Below are 20,148 nucleotides of genomic sequence, written 5' to 3' on the forward strand. Positions count from 1 at the left end.
TGAGCTAATTTTCTCGACTTTATTCTGGGGAAGTGACTTCATTAACCTTAGAAACCAAGACATTTAACTGAAAAGGTCGCCCCATTTCCCTAGCAATAAATTCCTCCAACAATTCCACCTGTCTGGGAGTAATGCTTTCGGAGGTTCTCACTACTAATCTCACCCGGGGAGGTTGCTTGAGCCAATTAATCGAAGATTCCAATAATTCTGCCCGTTGAAAAGTAACTGTTCGTTGTAATAAAGCTTTTTTGATCAGCCTTTCTAAGCGAGCTTGATTAGCCAGAGTTGCAAAACTTATTCCTAAGGGAATTAGCAAAACTGCTGTCAGGATAGAAGTCAAAATTAGAGCGTTACGCGCCCGATGAAAATTAGAATAACCTGCCAGCAAAAAGACCAACAAACAGGAGAGAGCAATGCCTAATAAATTGGTAATATATAACAGAGTTGCTCCCAAACTTAGGATCCAATTGCCTTGGGATAATCCTAAACCAATCGTGCAAACTGGTGGCATTAAAGCCACGGCAATCGCTGTTCCCGCTAAAGTACCTGAAATTTTCGGTTCTATTTTGGCATAACCACTGATTGCCCCCGCCGTAATTGCTACTCCTAAATCTAAAAGATTCGGTTGAGAACGAGCTTGAATTTCACTACCAAATTCAGAAATTCCGATCAATAATCCTAGGAACCAAGCTATCGCTAAAGCGATAATCGTACCGACTAAAATCGCCAGGGCTGATTTACGAATTAATCGCCAACTGCCAATTAAACCACCAAAAGCTAGACTACGAATCGGCAACATCAAAGGGGCAATAATCATCGCCCCAATAATCACGGCTGCACTATTGGCAACTAAGCCAAAAGTAGCGATGGCACAAGAACTAACAATCAAAGCTAGATAGGGAAAATCAAGGGATGCTTCTAACCATAAATCGCGCCACATAGCCCGCGATTGTTGCCAGGTCAAGGGTTTTCTTGAGAACCACGAGTAGGGTTGTTCTTTTCTGGTCATGGGGCTGAGGAAGATAAACTTTTCTTTTACTTATAGCTTTTTTTGTCTAATCAACGTATGTTTGTATCATTTTCTTTAACTAATCTTACCATTTTTTTCTTGGCCTCGATCGATGAAACCTCATGACCAATTTGCTAAAAACTATCTGGAAGAATTATTATCAATCGAATCCGCCCGCGAGGACTTATTTAAGCGTTTTTGTGATCTAACTCCCCAGTAGATGGGAGCAGGGGAGAGAGGAGAAAAAAGCTGACACTGATAACTGATAACTGATAACTGATGACTGACTTCTAACCCAATGTGCGCCAAAGATAAACAAAAATTATCTATTGACTCCAAAAACTTGAAAATATTTAAATTAATATTTCGCAATGTTTATAAATTCTTAAGAATTAATTGAGAAAGATTTTTATTTAACAACGATATTGCAATGGTTACAGCGATTTGATAGAATTTCAGAGTGGGTTATTCTGTGCTTTTTTGGACAGCAATGGTTGAAACCCTTGCTAAATCTACAGGGTGATCCCAATTGAGACGGTTAAATTGGTCAATTTCACCCACAATGATGATCTTTTTTTTGTGTAGTTTTATTGCAAAGAAAAAGTTTTTTTGACAAAAAGCACAAAGTATGCAGTAGTAGTTATGGCAGAGTGGGGGTTGGGGAAGTGGGGGAATTTCAACTAAAACCCTAAAACCCCAACACCCCAAAACCCTATCACCCGACCACCGATCACTGAATTTACCGTTTAGCGGCAACAATGGCAAAAACGGTGGTATGGGGATCATCTTTTAAAGTCACCCCTTCCGGCATTTTTAGATCACCCACGAGCAGGGATTGCCCCACACCGATGCCCGACACATCAAATTCGATCACTTCTGGTATATTATCGGCAATACAGGAGACATTAACTTCGTTAACGAACTGTTCGATTAAACCGCCCTGTTTGGTTCCGATCGCTTCTCCAATGGCTTTAATGGGAACGACGATATCGAGCTTACCGTGGGCAGATACCGAGAAGAAACTGAGGTGATAGAGATTTCTTTTCCAGGGATGAGATTGTACCTCTTGGATCAAAGCCTTTCCCGTCCAGGGCATTTCGGGAACATTCACATCCACCAGGGTATTATTCACCGAGGCCTTTTTAAGCAGGGTTAAGGCCGCTTTTTCTCCCACCACCAGAGAAACCGATTCCGTGCCGTTGTGGCCATAGAGAACCGCCGGGATTAAACCCTGACGACGTAGGGCCCTGGGGTTAATATTTTCGGGTCTTTTTTGACATTCAACGCTAACTTGCATAGTTGACTAATCCTCTTTCGCAATGATTTAAAATTCGTGATTATCCCAAGGTGAGCCATTTTCGTCCAAAAGAGCGCGTTTTGGCCCATGAATGGGGTCTTCAACGATAATAGTTTGGTCGCGACTAGCTCCTAGGGAGATAATAGCGATCGGTACTTCCATGATCGCCCCCAGGAATTTTAGATAATCGAGGGCCTGTTTGGGCAGGTCTTCCAGACTGCGACAATCGCTGGTGGGTTGTTGCCACCCCGGCATCGTTCGGTAAATCGGTTGACAACGGGCGAATTCCACCGCACTGCTGGGCAAATGGCGACAGGTTTTGCCGTCCAATTGGTAGGCCACACAGACTTTGATTTCCTCTAGGGTATCGAGAACATCTAATTTGGTGATCGCTAGACAGTCTAAACCATTGATTCGCACCGCGTAACGACCGATCACCGCATCAAACCAACCGCAGCGACGACGACGGCCGGTGGTAGTCCCGAATTCCGCCCCACGATCGCATAATAACTGCTCGATCTCCCCCTCTAATTCCGTCGGAAATGGACCTTCACCTACCCTAGTGGTGTAAGCTTTGGCCACACCGATCACTCGATCGATTACCGTCGGACCGATACCAGAACCTACACAAGCACCCCCAGCGATCGGATTGGAGGAGGTAACGTAGGGATAGGTTCCGTGATCGAGGTCGAGTAGGGTGCCTTGGGCCCCTTCAAAAAGAATATTCTTACGCTTGCGGATTGCTTCGTAGATTTTTAAGGAACTATCGACCACATGGGGACGCAATTTCTCGGCATATTCTAGATATTCCTCGATCACCGTCTTCGGATCTAAAGGCGGTAAGTTATATAACTTTTCTAAAATGACGTTTTTATAATTGATCGTCCATTCTAGTTTTTGCCGCAGATTCTCGGTATTGATCAAGTCGATGACTCGAATACCGATGCGCTCGGATTTGTCGGCATAGGTGGGGCCGATACCCCGTCCCGTGGTGCCGATTTTATACTTACCCCGTTTTTCCTCGGATGCTTGATCGAGCAGCCGATGATAGGGCATAGTGACATGAGCCGTTTGCGAGATATAGAGATTGTCGGTGGTAACATTGAGGGCGTGTAATTGCGCCATCTCTTTGAGTAACACCGAGGGATCTATGACTGTGCCTGAGCCGATTATACATTCCGTATCCGGGTAGAGAATCCCGGAGGGAATTAGATGGAGTTTGAACGTTTGATCATCGACGACGACGGTATGACCCGCATTTACGCCACCTTGAGAACGCACCACCACATCCGCCGATCGACTCAGCAGATCCGTGATTTTTCCTTTTCCTTCGTCGCCCCATTGGGCACCAATCACTATAACGTTAGCCAAGGGTTTATTGAATCTAGCTAAAGTTCACACAAACTACCATTATCTACACTGGATAGACATTCTGTCAAGAGCAGTATTGATTTAGTTATGGCTTTATTTCGCTCCTCACCACGTTTATTCAGCCTATTTACCTTTTTCTTGTCGCTCTGCGGTGCGGTATCGTTCTTTTTCCAGGGGAAACCACGCCGCCAGCAAAACCCATTGGCGATCGCTAATCCCTTGCTAGTAAGGCATTACGAAAGAGAATTTCAGCGTTTGTATAGTAGAGCAGTATTGGGTATCAAGAGTTGACCACAAGCCAAAAAATGCGAACTACCCTAGGCTAGGGGAATTACTTGTCAAAGAAGGGTGGATATGTTAAAGTGTGTTGCAAATATGAAAAAATATAAAAAATATCAACTAACTACTCAACTTCTCTCCTATGGATATAAGTAAATCTGTGAGTAGCTATCGACCTGAGATTGACGGACTCAGAGCTATAGCTGTCCTAGCCGTAATTATTAACCATTTCAACAAAGATTTATTGCCCAGTGGTTATCTAGGTGTAGATATTTTTTTTGTTATTTCTGGTTATGTAATCACTGCATCTCTAGCGAAGCGAACGCAGAAAAACTTTAAGGAATTTATTGGGGGATTCTATGGAAGAAGAGTAAAGCGTCTGATGCCCGCTCTAGTGCTGTGCGTAATTATTAGCAGCATTATCATTTGCCTATTTGAAGTTTATCCTATAGCCTCTCTCAGAACGGGAATCGCGTCTCTTTTCGGAGTCTCAAATCTTTATCTGCTTAAGCAAGCCACCGACTATTTTGGGGTGTGGGCAGAGAGGAACATTTTTACTCACACTTGGTCTTTAGGCGTTGAGGAGCAGTTTTATCTATTATTTCCCTTTTTAGTTTGGTTAACAGGCTTTACTCAGCAAACCATCAAAGGGGCGAAAAATCTTTTTTGGTTGATGTGCGTGCTTTCTACTGCTTCCCTAGTCTCTTTCATTCACTTTAACGCAGCCTATCAACCAGGGGCATACTTCCTGATGACTTCTCGTTTTTGGGAGATGGGAGCAGGGAGTCTCCTTTTCCTTTTCCTATACAATCGTAAAAGTTTCCTTCACGATTATCTGAAAAAGTTGCCAGCTGGTATAGCTATATTATGCCTACTAGCGATTATGTTTGTACCGAGTCAATTTATTGTCCTCGTAACAATCGCCTGTGTATTATTAACAGCAATAGCCATTACTTCCCTACGTCCTCAAACCAAGATATTCAACCTACTCACTCAGCCCCAGGTTGTTTTTATTGGTTTAATTTCCTACTCTTTGTATCTCTGGCATTGGGCAGTAATTGTTTTAAGTAAATTGACCGTGGGGATCAATTTATGGACATTCCCTATACAATTACTGTGCATAGTATTAGCTTCTCTTGCTTCTTACTATTGGGTTGAAAAACCCTTCAGACATAAGCAATGGTCTAACTCTCAAGGGAAATCTATAGTATATGGTATAACTGCTTATGGGATGGCAACTGTCCTATTAATCGGACTTCTATCCTCCCCCGCAAGAGCTTTATATACAGGCAGCAAGAATCAGCAAAAGCCAGATAATATCTCCGAGAAAAAATCTGTAATAGTACAGGATAAAAAGCAAGGTAATATAATTCTTATTGGTGATAGTCACGCCAATCATTATAAAGCAATGGTAGAACAGGTGGCTGAGGAGCTTAGAATGAATAGCAAAGTAGTAGCAATTAACGCCACCATATTCCCAACTATGGACTATTCCAGTTCCGTAGGAGGAATGACCTTAGCCAAAAATCAGAACAATAATAAAACCCTAAACAAAAGAGTATATAATCAAATTAATCGTTTAGATTATCAAGAAAACAATATCATAATTCTATCTTCCTACCTCGCTTATTACTTTGGACAGCCGCGTATTGGCACAAGGAGATACGAGAGAATCAATTATTATCTTGAATCGGGAGTAACAGAAAACCCTCAAGATGCTCTAGTAAGATGGCTGAAGGAGCTTAAGAAGTTTGCTCAAGACAATCAGAATACAAAAATAGTTGTTATGTTCCCAACTCCTGAGATTCCTGATTTATATCCTTTAGACTTGTGTACTCAAGAATGGTTCAGGAGAAAGCCATCGGATAAGTGTTTCGTCAAGATAGAGCGGGAAGAACTAACGAAAAAGAATGAGAAATTTACAATCATTCTACGTCGGGAAATTGAGAGCATTCCCAATTTAGTCGCTTTCGATCCCTTTGCCTTACTATGTCCTGAGAGTGAGAAGTATTGTCATGCTGTACAGGATAATCAAAGGCTATATTCCGATGAGAACCATCTTACCCTCCAGGCTACAGATAAAATTCGAGATAACTTCCTGCAATTTTTGCAACGATTGACTAAGGAAGGCTTTTCTCGTCACAGTACATAGTATCTAGTTGACTTTCTAAGTCTTGAGGAAATGTTAAAGATTACTGGAGGACTGAGGAAACAGTTGACAATAGCAGTAGAAAGCGAGCTACTCAAAGCTGACTCTCTCAACAGCTAGGGAAGAAAAGCTTGCCTCTCGTGCCTCTCCTGATATGTAGCCTATACTCAACGGATTTAGTATCATGATAACTTTAATTTAAGCTCTTGATATTCTTGGCGGGAAGTGCTGCCACAAGTGTTGAAGAAGAAGGGAAACATAGACTAAGAGGCCTGCGATAACTCTACGTCTCCTATCTTGACGAAAATTTTCAAAAAAGTCTAACCGTTAAGTCGCCATAATAACCACAGACCTAACCCAAAACCGAAAAAGTTAGGCAGCCAGGCGGCCAGGAAGGGGGAGAGGGTGGCGGTTAGTCCCAAGCTGCCGACAAGGAAGTTTAAAAGATAATAGAGGAAAACAATGGCGACACTGAGACCAAAACTGGTTCCCCGACTAATTCTTTGCGGTAGAGAACCCAAGGCACAACCTATGGTAGCAAAGACGATACAGACAAAGGGAAAGGCGATTTTTTGCTGGATTCGCACTTGAAAAAATCTGACTCTCTTATCATCGCCACTGAGTTTGAGCAGTTGCACATATTCGATCGCCTGTGGTATGTTCATCTCGTAGGGATCGCGGCTTTGACGAGCAAAATCGAAAGCAGAGCGAGACAAAGCGATTTTTTCGGTTTTAAAGGGGATAACTTGGCTATAGGAGGCATTAGGGGGGGTTAATTCATAGATAATGCCGTTAAAAAAGTCCCAGACGTTATCGACGGCATTCCAACGGGCCGAATCGGCGATAATAATTTGATTTAATTCTTGTTTTAGCCAACGGATAACGGTGACGGTTTTCATCTTTTCCCCGTCAAATTGTTCGGCATAAAATAAACTTCTTAAATTGCGATTAATCGTACCGTTTTCTAGGGTTTTTATTTCATAATCTGGATAATAAAAGTCTTTGTTTTTCCAAAAATTTGCTTCTTTATTAATTTTCTGCACTAAAATTTCTGTAGCTCGATAATTAGCATTAGGAACCACATATTCGTTTAATAAAAATGTCACTACTGTAACTATTAAACTCAGGCAAAAAGTGGGTATAAAAAGACGGTAAAGAGTGACTCCACAGCTTTGCAGGGCAACGGTTTCGCTATCACTACTTAAACGACCGTAGGTGATTAAAGTGGCCAGCAAAAGAGAAACCGGCAGGGAATAAGTGACAAATTCTGGTACTTTTAACAGGAGAATTTCTAGGGCCGAGGCAAGGGGTAGATTAGCATCAACTACCTGATTAGCCAAATCGGAAAGATTGCTGATCGCTACTCCCAAAGAGGCGAATAAACCAACACTAAATAAAAATGGGGGTAGTAGTTGGCTGATCAGATAGCGATCAATGAGGGCAATACCTCCATTTACCCAGTAAGAAATCTTTTTCTTAATCATTGATTTTGGTTAACTCACTCCTCTTTCATCCCATTTCCTAACCCGCAGCCGTCTTGCCTATCCCTTCGGTTAGCCTATCATATTTTGTCTTTGACGAAAAACACCGCCGGAGGTTGTATGATTGCGGGGAGAGTGGACAGAAGTAAGGATTTGGGTAAGTGTAGATAATTTTTCTGTTCCTATTCCCCGATCATCCCCAGGTGAATTATGCTGCTAAACTGGCAAACTTTTACTATTCATAAACGAGTACCTTTAACGATTAGTCGCGGCACTACCAGCGAAAATACTAATATCTGGCTGAAAATTAGCCAGGAAAATATCGAAGGGTGGGGAGAGGCATCCCCTTTTGATATTACCAGCGAGGATAAAAAACCCGATAAAATCCTGCAAGAATTAAACTCGATCGCGCCTCTTTTACAATCTTTTCACCCCTGTCAACGCCAAGAAATTGAAAAAATTTTATGGCAAAATCAGATATCTTCGGCTACTCGTGCCGCTATTGACACGGCACTGCACGACTGGTTAGGCAAAAAAGCTAATTTACCTCTTTGGCAAATTTTTGGACTCGATCGCTCTTTAATTCCGCCGGTTTCTGTTACTATCGGTTTAAATTCTCCAGAAAATGTGGGGAAGAGGGTGTTAGATTGGCTAGAAATCGGCGATTTTAGCTTATTAAAAGTCAAATTAGGCTCACCAGACGGTATAGAAGCCGATCGAGCTATAATTCTGGCTATTAAAGCAATTGTCCCCCATTTGCCCCTAACTGTCGATGCTAATGGTGGTTGGAGATTTAGCGATGCGGTGAAAATGTGCCAATGGTTAAAGGAAAAAGGCGTTATTTATGTGGAACAACCCCTATCCGTGGGACAAGAACGAGATTTAATTGATTTATACCAAAAATCGCCCCTACCTATCTTCGTCGATGAAAGCTGTTTTTCTAGTCAAGATATCCCGAAACTGGCCGATCGAGTCCACGGCATTAATATTAAACTAATGAAAGCCGGTGGATTAGCGGAAGTGCAGAGAATGATTCATATTGCCCAAGCTTGCCGACTGCAAATTATGTTCGGATGTTACTCTGATAGCAGTTTAGCCAATACTGCCCTAGCACATCTTGGCCCGCTTGTCAACTATCTTGACCTAGATAGTCATTTAAATTTACGCGATGATCCCTTTACGGGTTTAAGCTTGGAAAGGGGACGTTTACAAACAAATAATTTGCCCGGTTTGGGTGTTAGTTTACGGACAGAAGATGACTAATTATTTGACTCCTGACAAGAAAGTAGCGATTCTTCTCCACGAAGGAATCAAAGGAACTCGCGGCAAAACTGGGTTAAGTTATCTGCGTTACGGAAAAGCGCAGGTAGTGGCGATTATTGACGCAGAAAGCGCCGGCAGCTCCTTAAAAGAAGTGGCCGGAATCGATCGCCCCTTGCCGATTGTTGCTAGTGTTAGGGAAGCTCTAACCTATCATCCCGATACCCTGTTAATTGGCATCGCACCCTCAGGAGGCATTTTACCACCCCATTGGCTAGAAGAAATCAAAGAGGCGGTAAATGCGGGTTTATCTCTCGTTAATGGACTCCATACACCCCTAAAACCCCTTTTTTCTCAGCTTAAACCGGATCAATGGATTTGGGATATCCGTCTGGAACCCCAAGGCTTAAAAATTGGGCAAGCGCGGGCGAAAAATTTAACCTGTCAGCGTATTCTAACGGTAGGGACGGATATGAGTGTGGGCAAAATGTCCACTAGCATCGAATTACACCGAGTTGCCCAAGAAAAAGGGCTAAAATCGCAATTTTTAGCCACTGGACAGGGGGGAATTATGATCGCGGGGAAGGGTGTACCCTTGGATGCAGTGCGCGTCGATTATGCTGCTGGTGCGATCGAGGCTTTGGTGTTAGAATCGGCAGAAAATAACGATATTCTGTTTATTGAGGGTCAAGGCTCCCTATTACACCCTGGATCCACTGCTACCTTGCCTTTAATGCGTGGCAGTCAACCGACGGGGTTAATTCTCGTCCATCGTGCCGGACAAATTCATATCAAAGATTTACCCGATATTCCCATCCCTCCCCTAACGGAAGTGATTAAACTCTGCGAAATGACTGCCAGCGCTGGGGGAAGTTTCGGGGAGGTGAAGGTAAAGGGGATTAGTTTAAATACTTTTCATCTTAGTCCGGAGGCCGCAGTTAAAGCTATAGAAACTGTGCAGGAGGAAACGGGGTTATTTTGTACCGATGTTGTCCGTTTTGGCGGTCAAGGGTTATTATCAGTGATCAGTAATCAGTGATTAATTCAATTATAGTCCATCATTCAATCATTCCAATCACTGTCAATGGTGGTGGTGGACTACTGGACTAGGTAATAGGTGTAGGGGTAATTCATGAATTACCCCTACAATAACGTTTGTCTGGATGTTGTTAAATTTTCTCTTGACAAAGGCGACTTGACAGGATACTATATTCATAATGGAAAATCCTTGCGCCTACAGACCCTATTTTCCAACGCTCTTAACTATGATTGGTTCATTCAAGGCTCTCTTGGATTTAGTGGGTAAAATGTATTCTAAGATACAGTCCTGCTGGCGAGGGAATGGAAGGAACCACAAAGGCACAAAGGACACAAAGATCGATTATGTTGTAGGTTAAGCTTATCGCACAGAGTCTGGAAGATTCCTATAATAAGTCTAAGCTGTGATTTGAATGATTGAGTGAATACTATGATTGTGTTGTATTTGGCAAGTCTTTATCAATGATCAATTATAGTCTATCCCATAATTCCATAAATCACAGTTAAGACTGTTTTCAGGGATGAGGGGGTTTTGGTTTCAACATCTCCACCACCTCATCGGGAAACCGTTGTCTTAATTCTGCTTCGGGTAATTGGGATAACATCTCCAGATAATTCCGATAAAAGGTTTGGGTATGGGGATGATTCTCCCCTAATGCTTGGGTAGCAATATTAATCGCTTCTAGATAGAGAGGTTCTGCTTCTGTGTACCTGCCTTGGGAATAGTACAATGCTGCTAAATTGTTGAGGGAAGTTGCTACATGGGGATGATTGTCTCCTAAGAGTTGTTTAGACAAATCTAAAGCTTCTAGATAGAGAGGTTCTGCTTCTGTGTACCTGCCTTGGGATTTGTACAAGAGTGCTAAGTTGTTGAGGGAAAGTGCCACATCGGGATGATTGTCTCCTAAGAGTCGTTTTGTCAAATCTAATGCTTCTAGATAGAGAGGTTCTGCTTCTGTGTACCTGCCTTGGGAATCGTACAATCCTGCTAAATTGTTGAGGGAAAGTGCCACATCGGGATGATTGTCTCCTAAGAGTCGTTTTGTCAAATCTAATGCTTCTAGATAGAGAGGTTCTGCTTCTGTGTACCTGCCTTGGGATTGGTACAATCCTGCTAAATTGTTGAGGGAAGTTGCCACAGAGGGATGATTGTCTCCTAAGAGTCGTTTATACAAATCTAAAGCTTCTAGATAGAGAGGTTCTGCTTCTGTGTACCTGCCTTGGGATTGGTACAATCCTGCTAAATTGTTGAGGGAAGTTGCCACAGAGGGATGATTGTCTCCTAAAAGTCGTTTTCTCAAATCTAATGCTTCTAGATAGAGAGGTTCCGCTTCTGTGTACCTGCCTTGGGAATTGTACAAGTATGCTAAATTGTTGAGGGAAAGTGCCACAGAGGGATGATTGTCTCCTAAGAGTCGTTTATACAAATCTAATGCTTCTAGAAGGAGAGGTTCTGCTTCTGTGTACCTGCCTTGGGAATAGTACAAGTATGCTAAATTGTTGAGGGAAGTTGCCACATCGGGATGATTGTCTCCTAAGAGTCGTTTTCTCAAATCTAATGCTTCTAGATAGAGAGGTTCTGCTTCTGTGTACCTGCCTTGGGAATAGTACAATAGTGCTAAATTGTTGAGGGAAGTTGCCACAGAGGGATGATTGTCTCCTAAGAGTCGTTTTCTCAAATCTAATGCTTCTAGATATATAGGTTCTGCTTCTGTGTACCTGCCTTGGGAATCGTACAATCCTGCTAAATTGTTGAGGGAAGTTGCCACATCGGGATGATTGTCTCCTAAGTGGGTTCGAGTTGCGGTTAAACAAGCTTGATAGTAGGGTTCAGCAATAGCATACAATCCTTGTCCTTCATAATACCAAGCTAAACCCGTATAGGACCAAGCTAAATCCTCATCAGCGATATATTGGGGATATTCCCCGACAGATGTTTGTAGATGGAGAAGGAAAGGTTTAAATTCTTCAACGATTTCTACAGTGGGATTATATGGCATTTCTGCCGATTTTTTGGCCATAATCCCACAATAACGGCGTTTTGCTGGTTCTGCGTGGGGTGATGCTTCTAACTTATCCCGAAAGTAGCGACGCAACAGGGGATGAATTTCATACCAACCATCACGATTATCCTGAACTAAACTCAGGTGAACTAAACTATCGGTTAACCATTCCTCCACTGTATCCCCATCCTCATCGGGAAATAAATCCAGAATCATCTCCTTGGGAAAGGGCGCAAGAGCGAATAAACTGAGATAAAGTGCCAAAATTTGCGCTTCTGGTTCGCTATGCAACTCCTCCCAACTGAGATTAAAGGCAGCTTTTAACCCTCTTTCCGCAGTCATTTCCCCATGAAACTTGGGATTTTTGGCTAAGATTGGCTCATCTAAGCCTTTTTCGGCTAATTTCTGCCGTATTTTGCTAATTTTCCAATCCTGTCGTCGTACCAGTAACCTTGCCACCAATTCTAACGCCAAGGGTAAATAACCTAAATCCTGACATAATAATTTAGCTGCCTCGATTTGTGTGTCAATTCTGTTGTCTGCAAGGTAGGAACGCAATAAATCAAGTGCATCTTTTTCTTTTAATACTTCTACCCGAAAAGTCGCAATTGTCGCTGATAAATATTCTTTGCGAGTGGTAATTAAGACATGAAAGCGTTTCTCTTCTTGCGGTGGTAAATAATCCCTAATTTGCTGATAATCCCGCACATCATCAAAAATAATTAGGACATTTCCCGCTAACCAGTTTTGCCAACAATAACGAATTTTTACGTCTAATTCTCCCTCATCCGGTAAAGTTAATTTGAGATGTACCCGCGCAAAATCTAAAATAGAAGTACCGATAAAACCGCCGTCACTTTCTGCCACATTTAACCAACATATACCCCCAGGATAGGCTTTTTCTCGCCATTCTTGCCAGCCAAACCATCTGGCTAGTTCGGTTTTACCTATGCCTCCCATTCCCGTTAAGGTAGATATAGCAAGCTTTTGGGATTGTTGTAATTGCTTTTTTAAGTCAATTAATTCCTGATTCCTACCAACAAATTCAGGGATATTACTATTAGATAAATTGTGAGGATGTTGTTTAACCTGTTCCTTAACAGGCGGCTGCAGTCAGGTTTTATTGATGTTTATATTTTCTGCTTGATAAACTTCACTAACCTGACCCTGATTCTGTAAATTTTGACCTCCAGAATTAGCCTGATTCATACTACTATTATCCTGAATTTTCAAGGATTGAATTTCTGTTGCTAAACCCTTGACTTTTTCGGCGAAATCTGCTTCATCATTCATGGCAACCTTTAAATAATCTGCTACTTTTTCTAGATCAGTTTTTGACCCTTTTTCAGCAGCTTGTAAAGCTTTTTCAGCATTAGGATTAGCTTTAAGTTTATTCCAGATGATTTGCCGCAAAGTATTAATTTTTTCTAGAGCAGCTTCGGTAAATTTTTCTACAGTAGTCTGAAATACCAAAGCAACAATTGTCGCCACTGTTATCGGTTCCATAGATAAAATCGGGGTGATGAGGGTTAACTTTATTATATTATTGGGTTTTGATTTTTTGCCACAATATAGGGATTTTAGAGATTGCTTCAGTGGTAAATTCCTGTACTGCTAAAGTAAACTTGTGGTTAAGGGAGCATTCATGATTTAGTCCTCATTTTAGCTTTCATAATTTTATTCTGCCCTATTTTTCTTAATCAATCACAGTCCATGACACAATCACAGCAATCAGTCTAAACTGTGATTGAAATGATTGAATGAATACTATGATTATATTGTATTCAGCAACCTTTTATCAATAATCAGTCACAGTCCATGACACAATCACAGCAACCACAGTCAAGACGGCATGGGAGAGGAAAGATCCGTGTTATCGTAAAAATGGGGATAGATGGGGGGGGTTGGTCTTGCAAAATCGGCAAATAGGGATAAAATCAAAACAAGTTAATTTTTTCCTTACCATATCATGTTAACCCCATCGGATAGTAAATTATCTAAGCAGCAGCAGATTCTCTCGGCTGTTTCCGAAGAGGAACAGCTTAAACAGCAACGGATTCAGGAAGTGCTATTGTTAATAGATAGTTTATTCCAAAGAGAGGAAACGACTTTTAGGATTATCATTGACTGTCTTTACGATGTGGGTTCGTTAAATTTAATTAATAAAAAGTTTCATCGTCGTTACTTAAATTTTATTATGAAAGCGATCGCTCGTTTTTCTAAGCCTATCTTCAGAATTTATGCTCTCTATTGGGTGAAGAAAAATAGCCCCAAATTAATTACTAATTGGTTGGCTACTAAGGTTAAATTCTAGATCGATCCCCCCTTAATCCCCCCTTGATAAGGGGGGTGCCGATCCCCCCTTAATCCCCCCTTGATAAGGGGGGTGCCGATCCCCCCTTAATCCCCCCTTGATAAGGGGGGGAACTGACGATTTTTAACAGGTGCATCTCAATTTGGTCGAAATATCTAGATGACATTTTGGGCGCACGCAGTGCGCCCCTACCATTGGCGCAATAATATTATTGTAGGGGCGAATTGCATTCGCCCTCTTTGAACAACTTCTGCTGCTCACCTATAGGTGAGAGAAAATCAGAAATATTGAGATGCACCCATTTTTAACACCTAACCACTTATAAACCCCAGAGACAGTAAACAGCACCAAGAAAAACTGTTTTGGCAAACCCTAGCTAGGGACTTAAATTTGCACCTGTCTGAGATGACGACGGGGATCGGTGGTACGCTGAGATTTAATTTTCTCGTATAATTCCCGTTCGATCGCCGTTAATTCTTTGGGAGTATCGATAACAATTTTGACTAATTGATCGCCGCGTTGTCCTTTATTATCTATCCAACCTTTGCCGCGTAAGCGCAGGGATTGACCGGAACGAATACCGGCGGGAACTTTTACCGTCACCAGGCCATCGGGGGTAGGAACTTCGATTGCTGTGCCTAAAACCGCCTCATCGGGGGTAATCGGCACTTCACAGGTCAAATTATCGCCTTCAAAAGCAAAGAAAGGATGGGGTTCTAATTCCACATCGAGAAATAGATCTCCCCGTTGTTTACTCAAGGGATCGATTAGTCCTTTACCCCGTACCCGGAGACGATTACCGGTTTTAGTTCCTGGGGGGATTTTGATATCGATCATTTCTCCGGCTAAATTAACCCGTTTTTGTACTCCTCGTAAAGCTTCCGCAAAACTCAGACGTAGTTTAGCGGTGGAGACACCAGAAGTGACGGATTGCGGTGGAGTACGAGCGCCGGCAAAGTCGTTAAAATTGCTAAAATCGCCAAATCCTCTCCCCGGAGTCCCGTAGGAATGGGAACTGGGGCGAGTACCGCCGGAGCGCCCCATGCGACCGAGCAGTTCATTGATAAAATCATCAAAGGTGCTGTACTGGCTAAAGTCAAAACCGTCGGAACCAAAGTCAACCCCCCCATTACCACCTGGCCAATTCGATCGCCCGGCCTGTTGCCAATATTGTCCAAATTGATCGTATTTTTGGCGTTTTTCGCTATCGGAGAGGACTTCGTAAGCTTCGCTAATTTCTTTAAAACGTTCTTCGGCGCTTTTATTGTTAGGATTGCGATCGGGGTGATATTTGACGGCTAATTTGCGAAAAGCTTTTTTAATTTCTTCAGCGCTGGCAGTTTTACCTACTCCCAGAACGGCATAATAATCTTTATAATCTGCGGCAGGCATCGATACGCTATCTCCTTAGCAATGAGGATTCAGTCGGGATATTCCTAATCTAACTTAATTTTATCGTTGATCACTGAAAGGGAAATTGCCGACGACGACGATACCAAGTTCCCACACCTACTAACAGAGCAATAAGGGTAAAAGCCACCATCAGGGGCAATATATCGCCTTTTCCTAAAGATTTTAAACCCGCACCCATCATAACAAAGGGTAAAATTCCGGGGACAGTGCCTAATAAAGTACCGATGAAATAATCGCGAAAACGGATAGAAGTTAATCCCGCAACAAAGTTAACGATACCGTAGGGAATAATCGGTAATAGACGGATAGCAAACATATAAAATAGCCCGCCTTGCTGCATTTCTGCATCGATCGCTTGCCATTTTCCCTGAAATTTTTTGGCGGTATATTCCCGGCCAATAGTACGAGTAAAAGCAAAGGCAACTATAGCGGCCACCAAAGCGGCGATCGTTGTCCAAACTGTTCCCATAACTACCCCAAAGATCGCGCCACCACTGAGGTTTAAGGGGGTAGAAGGTAGAATTAAAATTGTCGCGATCGTATAGAGAATAATATACAAAATGGGGGCCATAATTCCCATTTGTTTTAACCAGATCTGTAATTGTTGGGAGTCGATACGACCGATTAGATAAACTCCCATCGCTGTGGCGATAATACAAATTATGGTTAGGATAATAACACTACTTTTAGTTTTAGACATTTAACGGCAATTTTGGGCTAAGTGCGGGTTGTAAAACATAAGATGCAACGGGGGTTTATATTTCCCTATTGCCAAAAATTCAGTTAATCTCCTCGCAAACCACGATCGAAAAACCATTGACTTTGTAGTTATCGGCAATTACTGTCCCTTGATCCACAGACCAACAATTATAATCGGTTTCCGCCCAAGCGGCCGTGTCAATAATTCTTACCCAACGATCATTATTGGATGGGGAGGGAAGACGAAAATCCACCGGCAGATGATACATATTAATTAACACCAAAAAATCGTGATCACCGACGGCACTACCATCAATTAAAAACCAAATACAGCGATCATCGGCAGTTAAATCGCTAACCCCATCGGGTTTTTTAAATAAATAGGTGACATCATTACCCGCATCGAGAACCATATCACCGTAGCGGCGCTGTTTTAGTGCTATATGATTGTTTCTTAAGTGAGCAATATAAGCGGCAAAAATAAATAAAGGATTGCGTTCTTCTTGATTAGTTCCCGTGCCAAAATTATTGTGATAAGCTTCCCGATAACCGGTGGGCAGTAGATGGGGTGAACGGGTGGCAATCATATCATAATTATTCCAAGTGGCCACACTATCAATATTGTAGGGATTATTATTACCATTTTGGCTGCGGCCAAATTCATCACCCCAGACAGTCATGGGAACACCGCGAGATAAAAATTGAATCGTCCAAAAGTTGCGTAATCTTTGGCGACGTAAGGCCTGATCACCCCCAGAATCCCACGAATCGTTATTAGTATTGCCGCCATCGGAAGGACCAAAAGGCCAGGGAGTAAGGTTATTTTTGTGGTTATAACTGACCAAATCCATCAGGGTAAAACCATCGTGGGCAACAATAAAACTGATCGATTTTTGTGGTCCGCCTTGGTCGTTAAAATTGCAATAATCTCCGTTCACCTGTTCGATGAATTTAAAAGTATTACCATCTCCCTTTAAAAAACGCCGAATTGCATCGCGATAACGGCCATTCCACTCGCCCCAACCCGCCGGGAAATTACCCACTTCGTAACCCCAGATATCCCAAGCTTCGGCGATCATTTCGGCATCGTATTTCTTGCCTAATTTCTCGATCTTTTCTAACAAAGGATGTTTAGGGAAGAATTGTTTTTGTTTGCCCCGATCTTCTCGTTGATGACTAGAAGGAGTTCGGCCGAGGACGGGGGCCAGATCAAAACGAAAACCATCAACTCCCATGGTTTCTAACCAATAGGTGAGGGAATCAAGAACCAGATTACAGGTGACACTATGGGAAAAGTTTAATTGATTTCCGCAGCCGGTGGCCCCATCGACTAGATAATGTTCATCGGTGAGTTGATAGTATTCCACCACATCAAAACCACCAAAACTAACAAATCCGGTGACATCGTTGCTGCCCCAATTGCCCCCTTCTCCGGTGTGGTTATAGACCACATCGAGATAAACTTCCATGCCTTGGTCGTGGAAAGCTTTGACCATGGCCTTAAATTCTCTGGTCGGTCCCCCGGGGGAGCGATCATAAGCATAACGGCGATCGGGGGCGAAATAACCAAAGGTCATGTAACCCCAATAGTTACCGCCGGGGCGATCGTCGGGGTTATTATCGTTAGCGGTTTCCTGGACTGGTAAGAGTTCGATCGTGGTAAATCCCAGCGCTTTCAGATATTTGGCCATATAGCCGGCCCCCGCATAAGTTCCTCTGTACTGGTCGGGAACGTTGGCCACTTCCTCAAAACCCCTAATTCCCTTGAGAATATCTTCTAAACGACTAGCTGAGAGGTGATTGCTTAAACCTCGCACATGGGCCTCATAAATGATCGCTTTTTCGGCACCCAGACGGGGACGAATCCCGGTGGAAGTTCCATCCGGTGCGATCACAATACCTTTGGGCGACCATTTACCCGTATCGTATTGCCGCTGGATCACTCCTTTGTAGTTCCCCCCTCCCGTGGCATACATTCCCGCATTTTCTCCGGCCGCGATCATGGCCGGGGTTTCCAAGTCGTGGGAAAGTTCTCGCGCGTAGGGATCGAAGAGGACTTTATTGGGGTTAAAACGATGGCCAAAATCGTCCACATCTGCCCGAAAACCGGCGTTACTGTGGCCTCTTTGCCATTTTTGATCAAATTGCCAATTGGGACCCCAACAGCGAAAAGCGTAGTAACTGCCGTGGGGAATACTGGCGATTTTTGCCCGCCACGTATCATCATTTGGGTTTTTTGTCAACCAGTAATCATACTTAGCGTTTTCTCCCGTCGGGCGATCGTAGATTTCCAGAAGAATCTGACTGGCATTTTTAGAATAGACGGCAAAGGTGACACTATCGCTCCGATAATGCGCCCCGAGGGGATAGGTGGCATCAGCCCAGAGATGGCTATCTAAGGGCGCATAATTACCAGATTGGGGATGATTTTGACCGATCGCTGGTAACATAAATTGGCGGAATAATATCGCCTTTGATAATAGACATTTTTCGCTCAAAGAAACAAGAAAAAAATCTAAAGCTTGCTCCCCAAAAAAAAACGGCTATGCAATTCCTAGTAACTACTTACATAATTTTCCTCTCTAAAGCCAGAATTGACAATCATCTTCTAATAAACTAGGATAAATTCCTTGTAAGCGTCGATAAGCAATAATGTCCGCTCCATACAAAGGGATAGGTAAACGGGGGTCTTTGAGAGAACCATAGTGAAGTAAAGTTAATTTTAACGTAGTGTCAACTAACTGTTTTAAATGTACTTGCTCTCCTAATTCATGAACTTTTAATCGCAAGGGACGAGGAACACCAATTTTTTCAGAAACTTGGGACGTTATCAGGATAACTTCCCGATTTGATAAAGCTAAAGCTAATCCTTTGGAGGGAGCATTTATCTGTTTTTGCTGAAGATTATAAAGTCTAGGAATGCCAGTCTTATAACATTCTACGAGAATAAATTTAGCATTAATTGCTCTAGCTCTTGCCAGTAAATTGTCAACCTCCTTTCCTTGAAATTTACCATCTCTGTAAATGAGAACTGTCTGATTTTTTAGTTCAGCTTGCGGTAAAAAATTTTCCAGAATCCGTTGAGGAATTTCTTCTCCCTCGGTTAAACTATCTTCTACCCGACAGCGAACAAATTCTCCCTGTTTGCCATATAGTCGCACACTTGCACAAACATTGAGACTCCCCGGCAGATTTTTTTTAGGCATCCTTCCCACATCTAAACCAATAAAATAATCGGCAATTTCCAGAGGTTCAGCAAGGACATAGGGTAAATTTCCTAATTTGGCTAGGATCCCTGGGACAACTTGATTGAGAATATTATTATAGTTGCTCTTATTATTTAAAGTTTTCTCATAAATCATTTGAGTCATAACTCCACGATCCAAGAACTTTTTTTTAATCCACGAATATAAACTTCCTTCTTCAGTATTATCAGCATTGCGATCCTCTTGAGGAAGAAATACTAAAGCAATATCTACAGGAATTTCTCCTCGAATTAATTGATCAACTGCTTCTTCCAGTCTGGCTCTTTTTTCAAATCCTACACCTTCAACAGAGAAATTTATTTGATTCTCTGGTGGCAAAATAGTTTCAAATTTATAAAGTTTTAATCGCTTTTCTAATTGTTCTCTAAAATCTCCCACTTTCAAATTAGCTGGTTTCAGAATAGCTAAACGAATTTTACGAGCAGTATCCTGGCTCTTCTGGTTTTCGTGTGTTAATTTTTGTTATGAATTAAAGCAAGCAAACAGCTTAAGTCGAAGATGTTGAAAATTGGTAAATCCATAACTCATTCTTTTAATAAGCTTTATTTTGGTATTCATTCCCTCAATTA

General features: G+C 42.3%; 15 protein-coding genes and 1 pseudogene. 5 read left to right on the forward strand and 11 right to left on the reverse strand.

The window, feature by feature from the left end; genetic code table 11:
• Nucleotides 1-19 precede the first annotated feature (19 nt).
• From IM485_RS21035 to IM485_RS21045, 3 genes are all read right to left on the reverse strand, one after another.
• Nucleotides 20-1,009 (reverse strand): DUF389 domain-containing protein, encoded by a 990-nt coding sequence (locus IM485_RS21035; RefSeq protein ID WP_287745384.1) that lies wholly within the window; start codon nucleotides 1,007-1,009, stop codon nucleotides 20-22.
• A gap of 739 nt (nucleotides 1,010-1,748) precedes the next feature.
• Nucleotides 1,749-2,306 (reverse strand): 50S ribosomal protein L25/general stress protein Ctc, encoded by a 558-nt coding sequence (locus IM485_RS21040; RefSeq protein WP_002781534.1) that lies wholly within the window; start codon nucleotides 2,304-2,306, stop codon nucleotides 1,749-1,751.
• Between the two features lie 27 nt (nucleotides 2,307-2,333).
• Nucleotides 2,334-3,677, reverse strand: coding sequence for an adenylosuccinate synthase (locus IM485_RS21045; protein ID WP_104395339.1), 1,344 nt, complete (start codon nucleotides 3,675-3,677; stop codon nucleotides 2,334-2,336).
• A 421-nt stretch (nucleotides 3,678-4,098) separates the two neighbouring features.
• Here IM485_RS21045 and IM485_RS21050 point away from each other — a divergent pair, with 421 nt between their 5' ends.
• On the forward strand, nucleotides 4,099-6,108 hold the full coding sequence (locus IM485_RS21050; protein ID WP_287745387.1) for an acyltransferase family protein: 2,010 nt from the start codon (nucleotides 4,099-4,101) through the stop codon (nucleotides 6,106-6,108).
• Nucleotides 6,109-6,425: 317 nt separating this feature from the next.
• On the opposite strand, the gene IM485_RS21055 is transcribed toward IM485_RS21050, so the two are convergent.
• Complete coding sequence (locus IM485_RS21055) at nucleotides 6,426-7,589, reverse strand: LptF/LptG family permease (RefSeq protein ID WP_104395337.1); 1,164 nt, start codon at nucleotides 7,587-7,589, stop codon at nucleotides 6,426-6,428.
• A gap of 207 nt (nucleotides 7,590-7,796) precedes the next feature.
• Between IM485_RS21055 and IM485_RS21060 the strand changes: the two genes are divergently transcribed.
• The 3 genes from IM485_RS21060 to IM485_RS21070 all read left to right on the forward strand — a co-directional run bounded on the left by IM485_RS21060 (nucleotide 7,797) and on the right by IM485_RS21070 (nucleotide 10,152).
• Nucleotides 7,797-8,849: a dipeptide epimerase gene (locus IM485_RS21060; RefSeq protein WP_104395336.1), complete on the forward strand. Its 1,053-nt coding sequence runs from the start codon at nucleotides 7,797-7,799 to the stop codon at nucleotides 8,847-8,849.
• Complete coding sequence (locus IM485_RS21065) at nucleotides 8,842-9,885, forward strand: N-acetyltransferase DgcN family protein (protein WP_287745390.1); 1,044 nt, start codon at nucleotides 8,842-8,844, stop codon at nucleotides 9,883-9,885. Before IM485_RS21060 ends, IM485_RS21065 begins: the two co-directional genes overlap by 8 nt.
• A gap of 93 nt (nucleotides 9,886-9,978) precedes the next feature.
• Nucleotides 9,979-10,152, forward strand: coding sequence for a hypothetical protein (locus IM485_RS21070; protein WP_287745392.1), 174 nt, complete (start codon nucleotides 9,979-9,981; stop codon nucleotides 10,150-10,152).
• A 247-nt stretch (nucleotides 10,153-10,399) separates the two neighbouring features.
• Here the strand turns inward: IM485_RS21070 and IM485_RS21075 are convergent, their stop codons facing one another.
• Both IM485_RS21075 and IM485_RS21080 read right to left on the reverse strand, forming a co-directional pair.
• On the reverse strand, nucleotides 10,400-12,865 hold the full coding sequence (locus tag IM485_RS21075; protein ID WP_353846030.1) for a tetratricopeptide repeat protein: 2,466 nt from the start codon (nucleotides 12,863-12,865) through the stop codon (nucleotides 10,400-10,402).
• A gap of 135 nt (nucleotides 12,866-13,000) precedes the next feature.
• Nucleotides 13,001-13,393, reverse strand: a complete 393-nt coding sequence (locus tag IM485_RS21080; RefSeq protein ID WP_072927195.1) for a hypothetical protein — start codon at nucleotides 13,391-13,393, stop codon at nucleotides 13,001-13,003.
• Between the two features lie 463 nt (nucleotides 13,394-13,856).
• Between IM485_RS21080 and IM485_RS21085 the strand changes: the two genes are divergently transcribed.
• Nucleotides 13,857-14,201: a hypothetical protein gene (locus IM485_RS21085; RefSeq protein ID WP_104395332.1), complete on the forward strand. Its 345-nt coding sequence runs from the start codon at nucleotides 13,857-13,859 to the stop codon at nucleotides 14,199-14,201.
• 384 nt (nucleotides 14,202-14,585) lie between these two features.
• On the opposite strand, the gene IM485_RS21090 is transcribed toward IM485_RS21085, so the two are convergent.
• The 5 genes and pseudogenes from IM485_RS21090 to IM485_RS21110 all read right to left on the reverse strand — a co-directional run.
• Nucleotides 14,586-15,593 carry a DnaJ C-terminal domain-containing protein gene (locus tag IM485_RS21090; protein WP_104395331.1) on the reverse strand — a complete coding sequence of 336 codons (1,008 nt, stop codon included), beginning with the start codon at nucleotides 15,591-15,593 and terminating at the stop codon, nucleotides 14,586-14,588.
• A gap of 70 nt (nucleotides 15,594-15,663) precedes the next feature.
• Nucleotides 15,664-16,314 (reverse strand): TVP38/TMEM64 family protein, encoded by a 651-nt coding sequence (locus tag IM485_RS21095; protein WP_104395330.1) that lies wholly within the window; start codon nucleotides 16,312-16,314, stop codon nucleotides 15,664-15,666.
• Nucleotides 16,315-16,393: 79 nt separating this feature from the next.
• Nucleotides 16,394-18,763 carry a glycogen debranching protein gene (locus tag IM485_RS21100; RefSeq protein ID WP_287745398.1) on the reverse strand — a complete coding sequence of 790 codons (2,370 nt, stop codon included), beginning with the start codon at nucleotides 18,761-18,763 and terminating at the stop codon, nucleotides 16,394-16,396.
• Nucleotides 18,764-18,895: 132 nt separating this feature from the next.
• A pseudogene (locus IM485_RS21105) lies at nucleotides 18,896-20,008 on the reverse strand (Piwi domain-containing protein); the annotation flags it as partial.
• Nucleotides 20,009-20,041: 33 nt separating this feature from the next.
• Nucleotides 20,042-20,148 (reverse strand): transposase (locus IM485_RS21110; protein WP_287638279.1); only part of this gene is annotated, 107 nt, incomplete at its 5' end.

Source organism: Microcystis sp. M169S2, from assembly GCF_020245865.1.
GTDB lineage: Bacteria > Cyanobacteriota > Cyanobacteriia > Cyanobacteriales > Microcystaceae > Microcystis > Microcystis ichthyoblabe_A.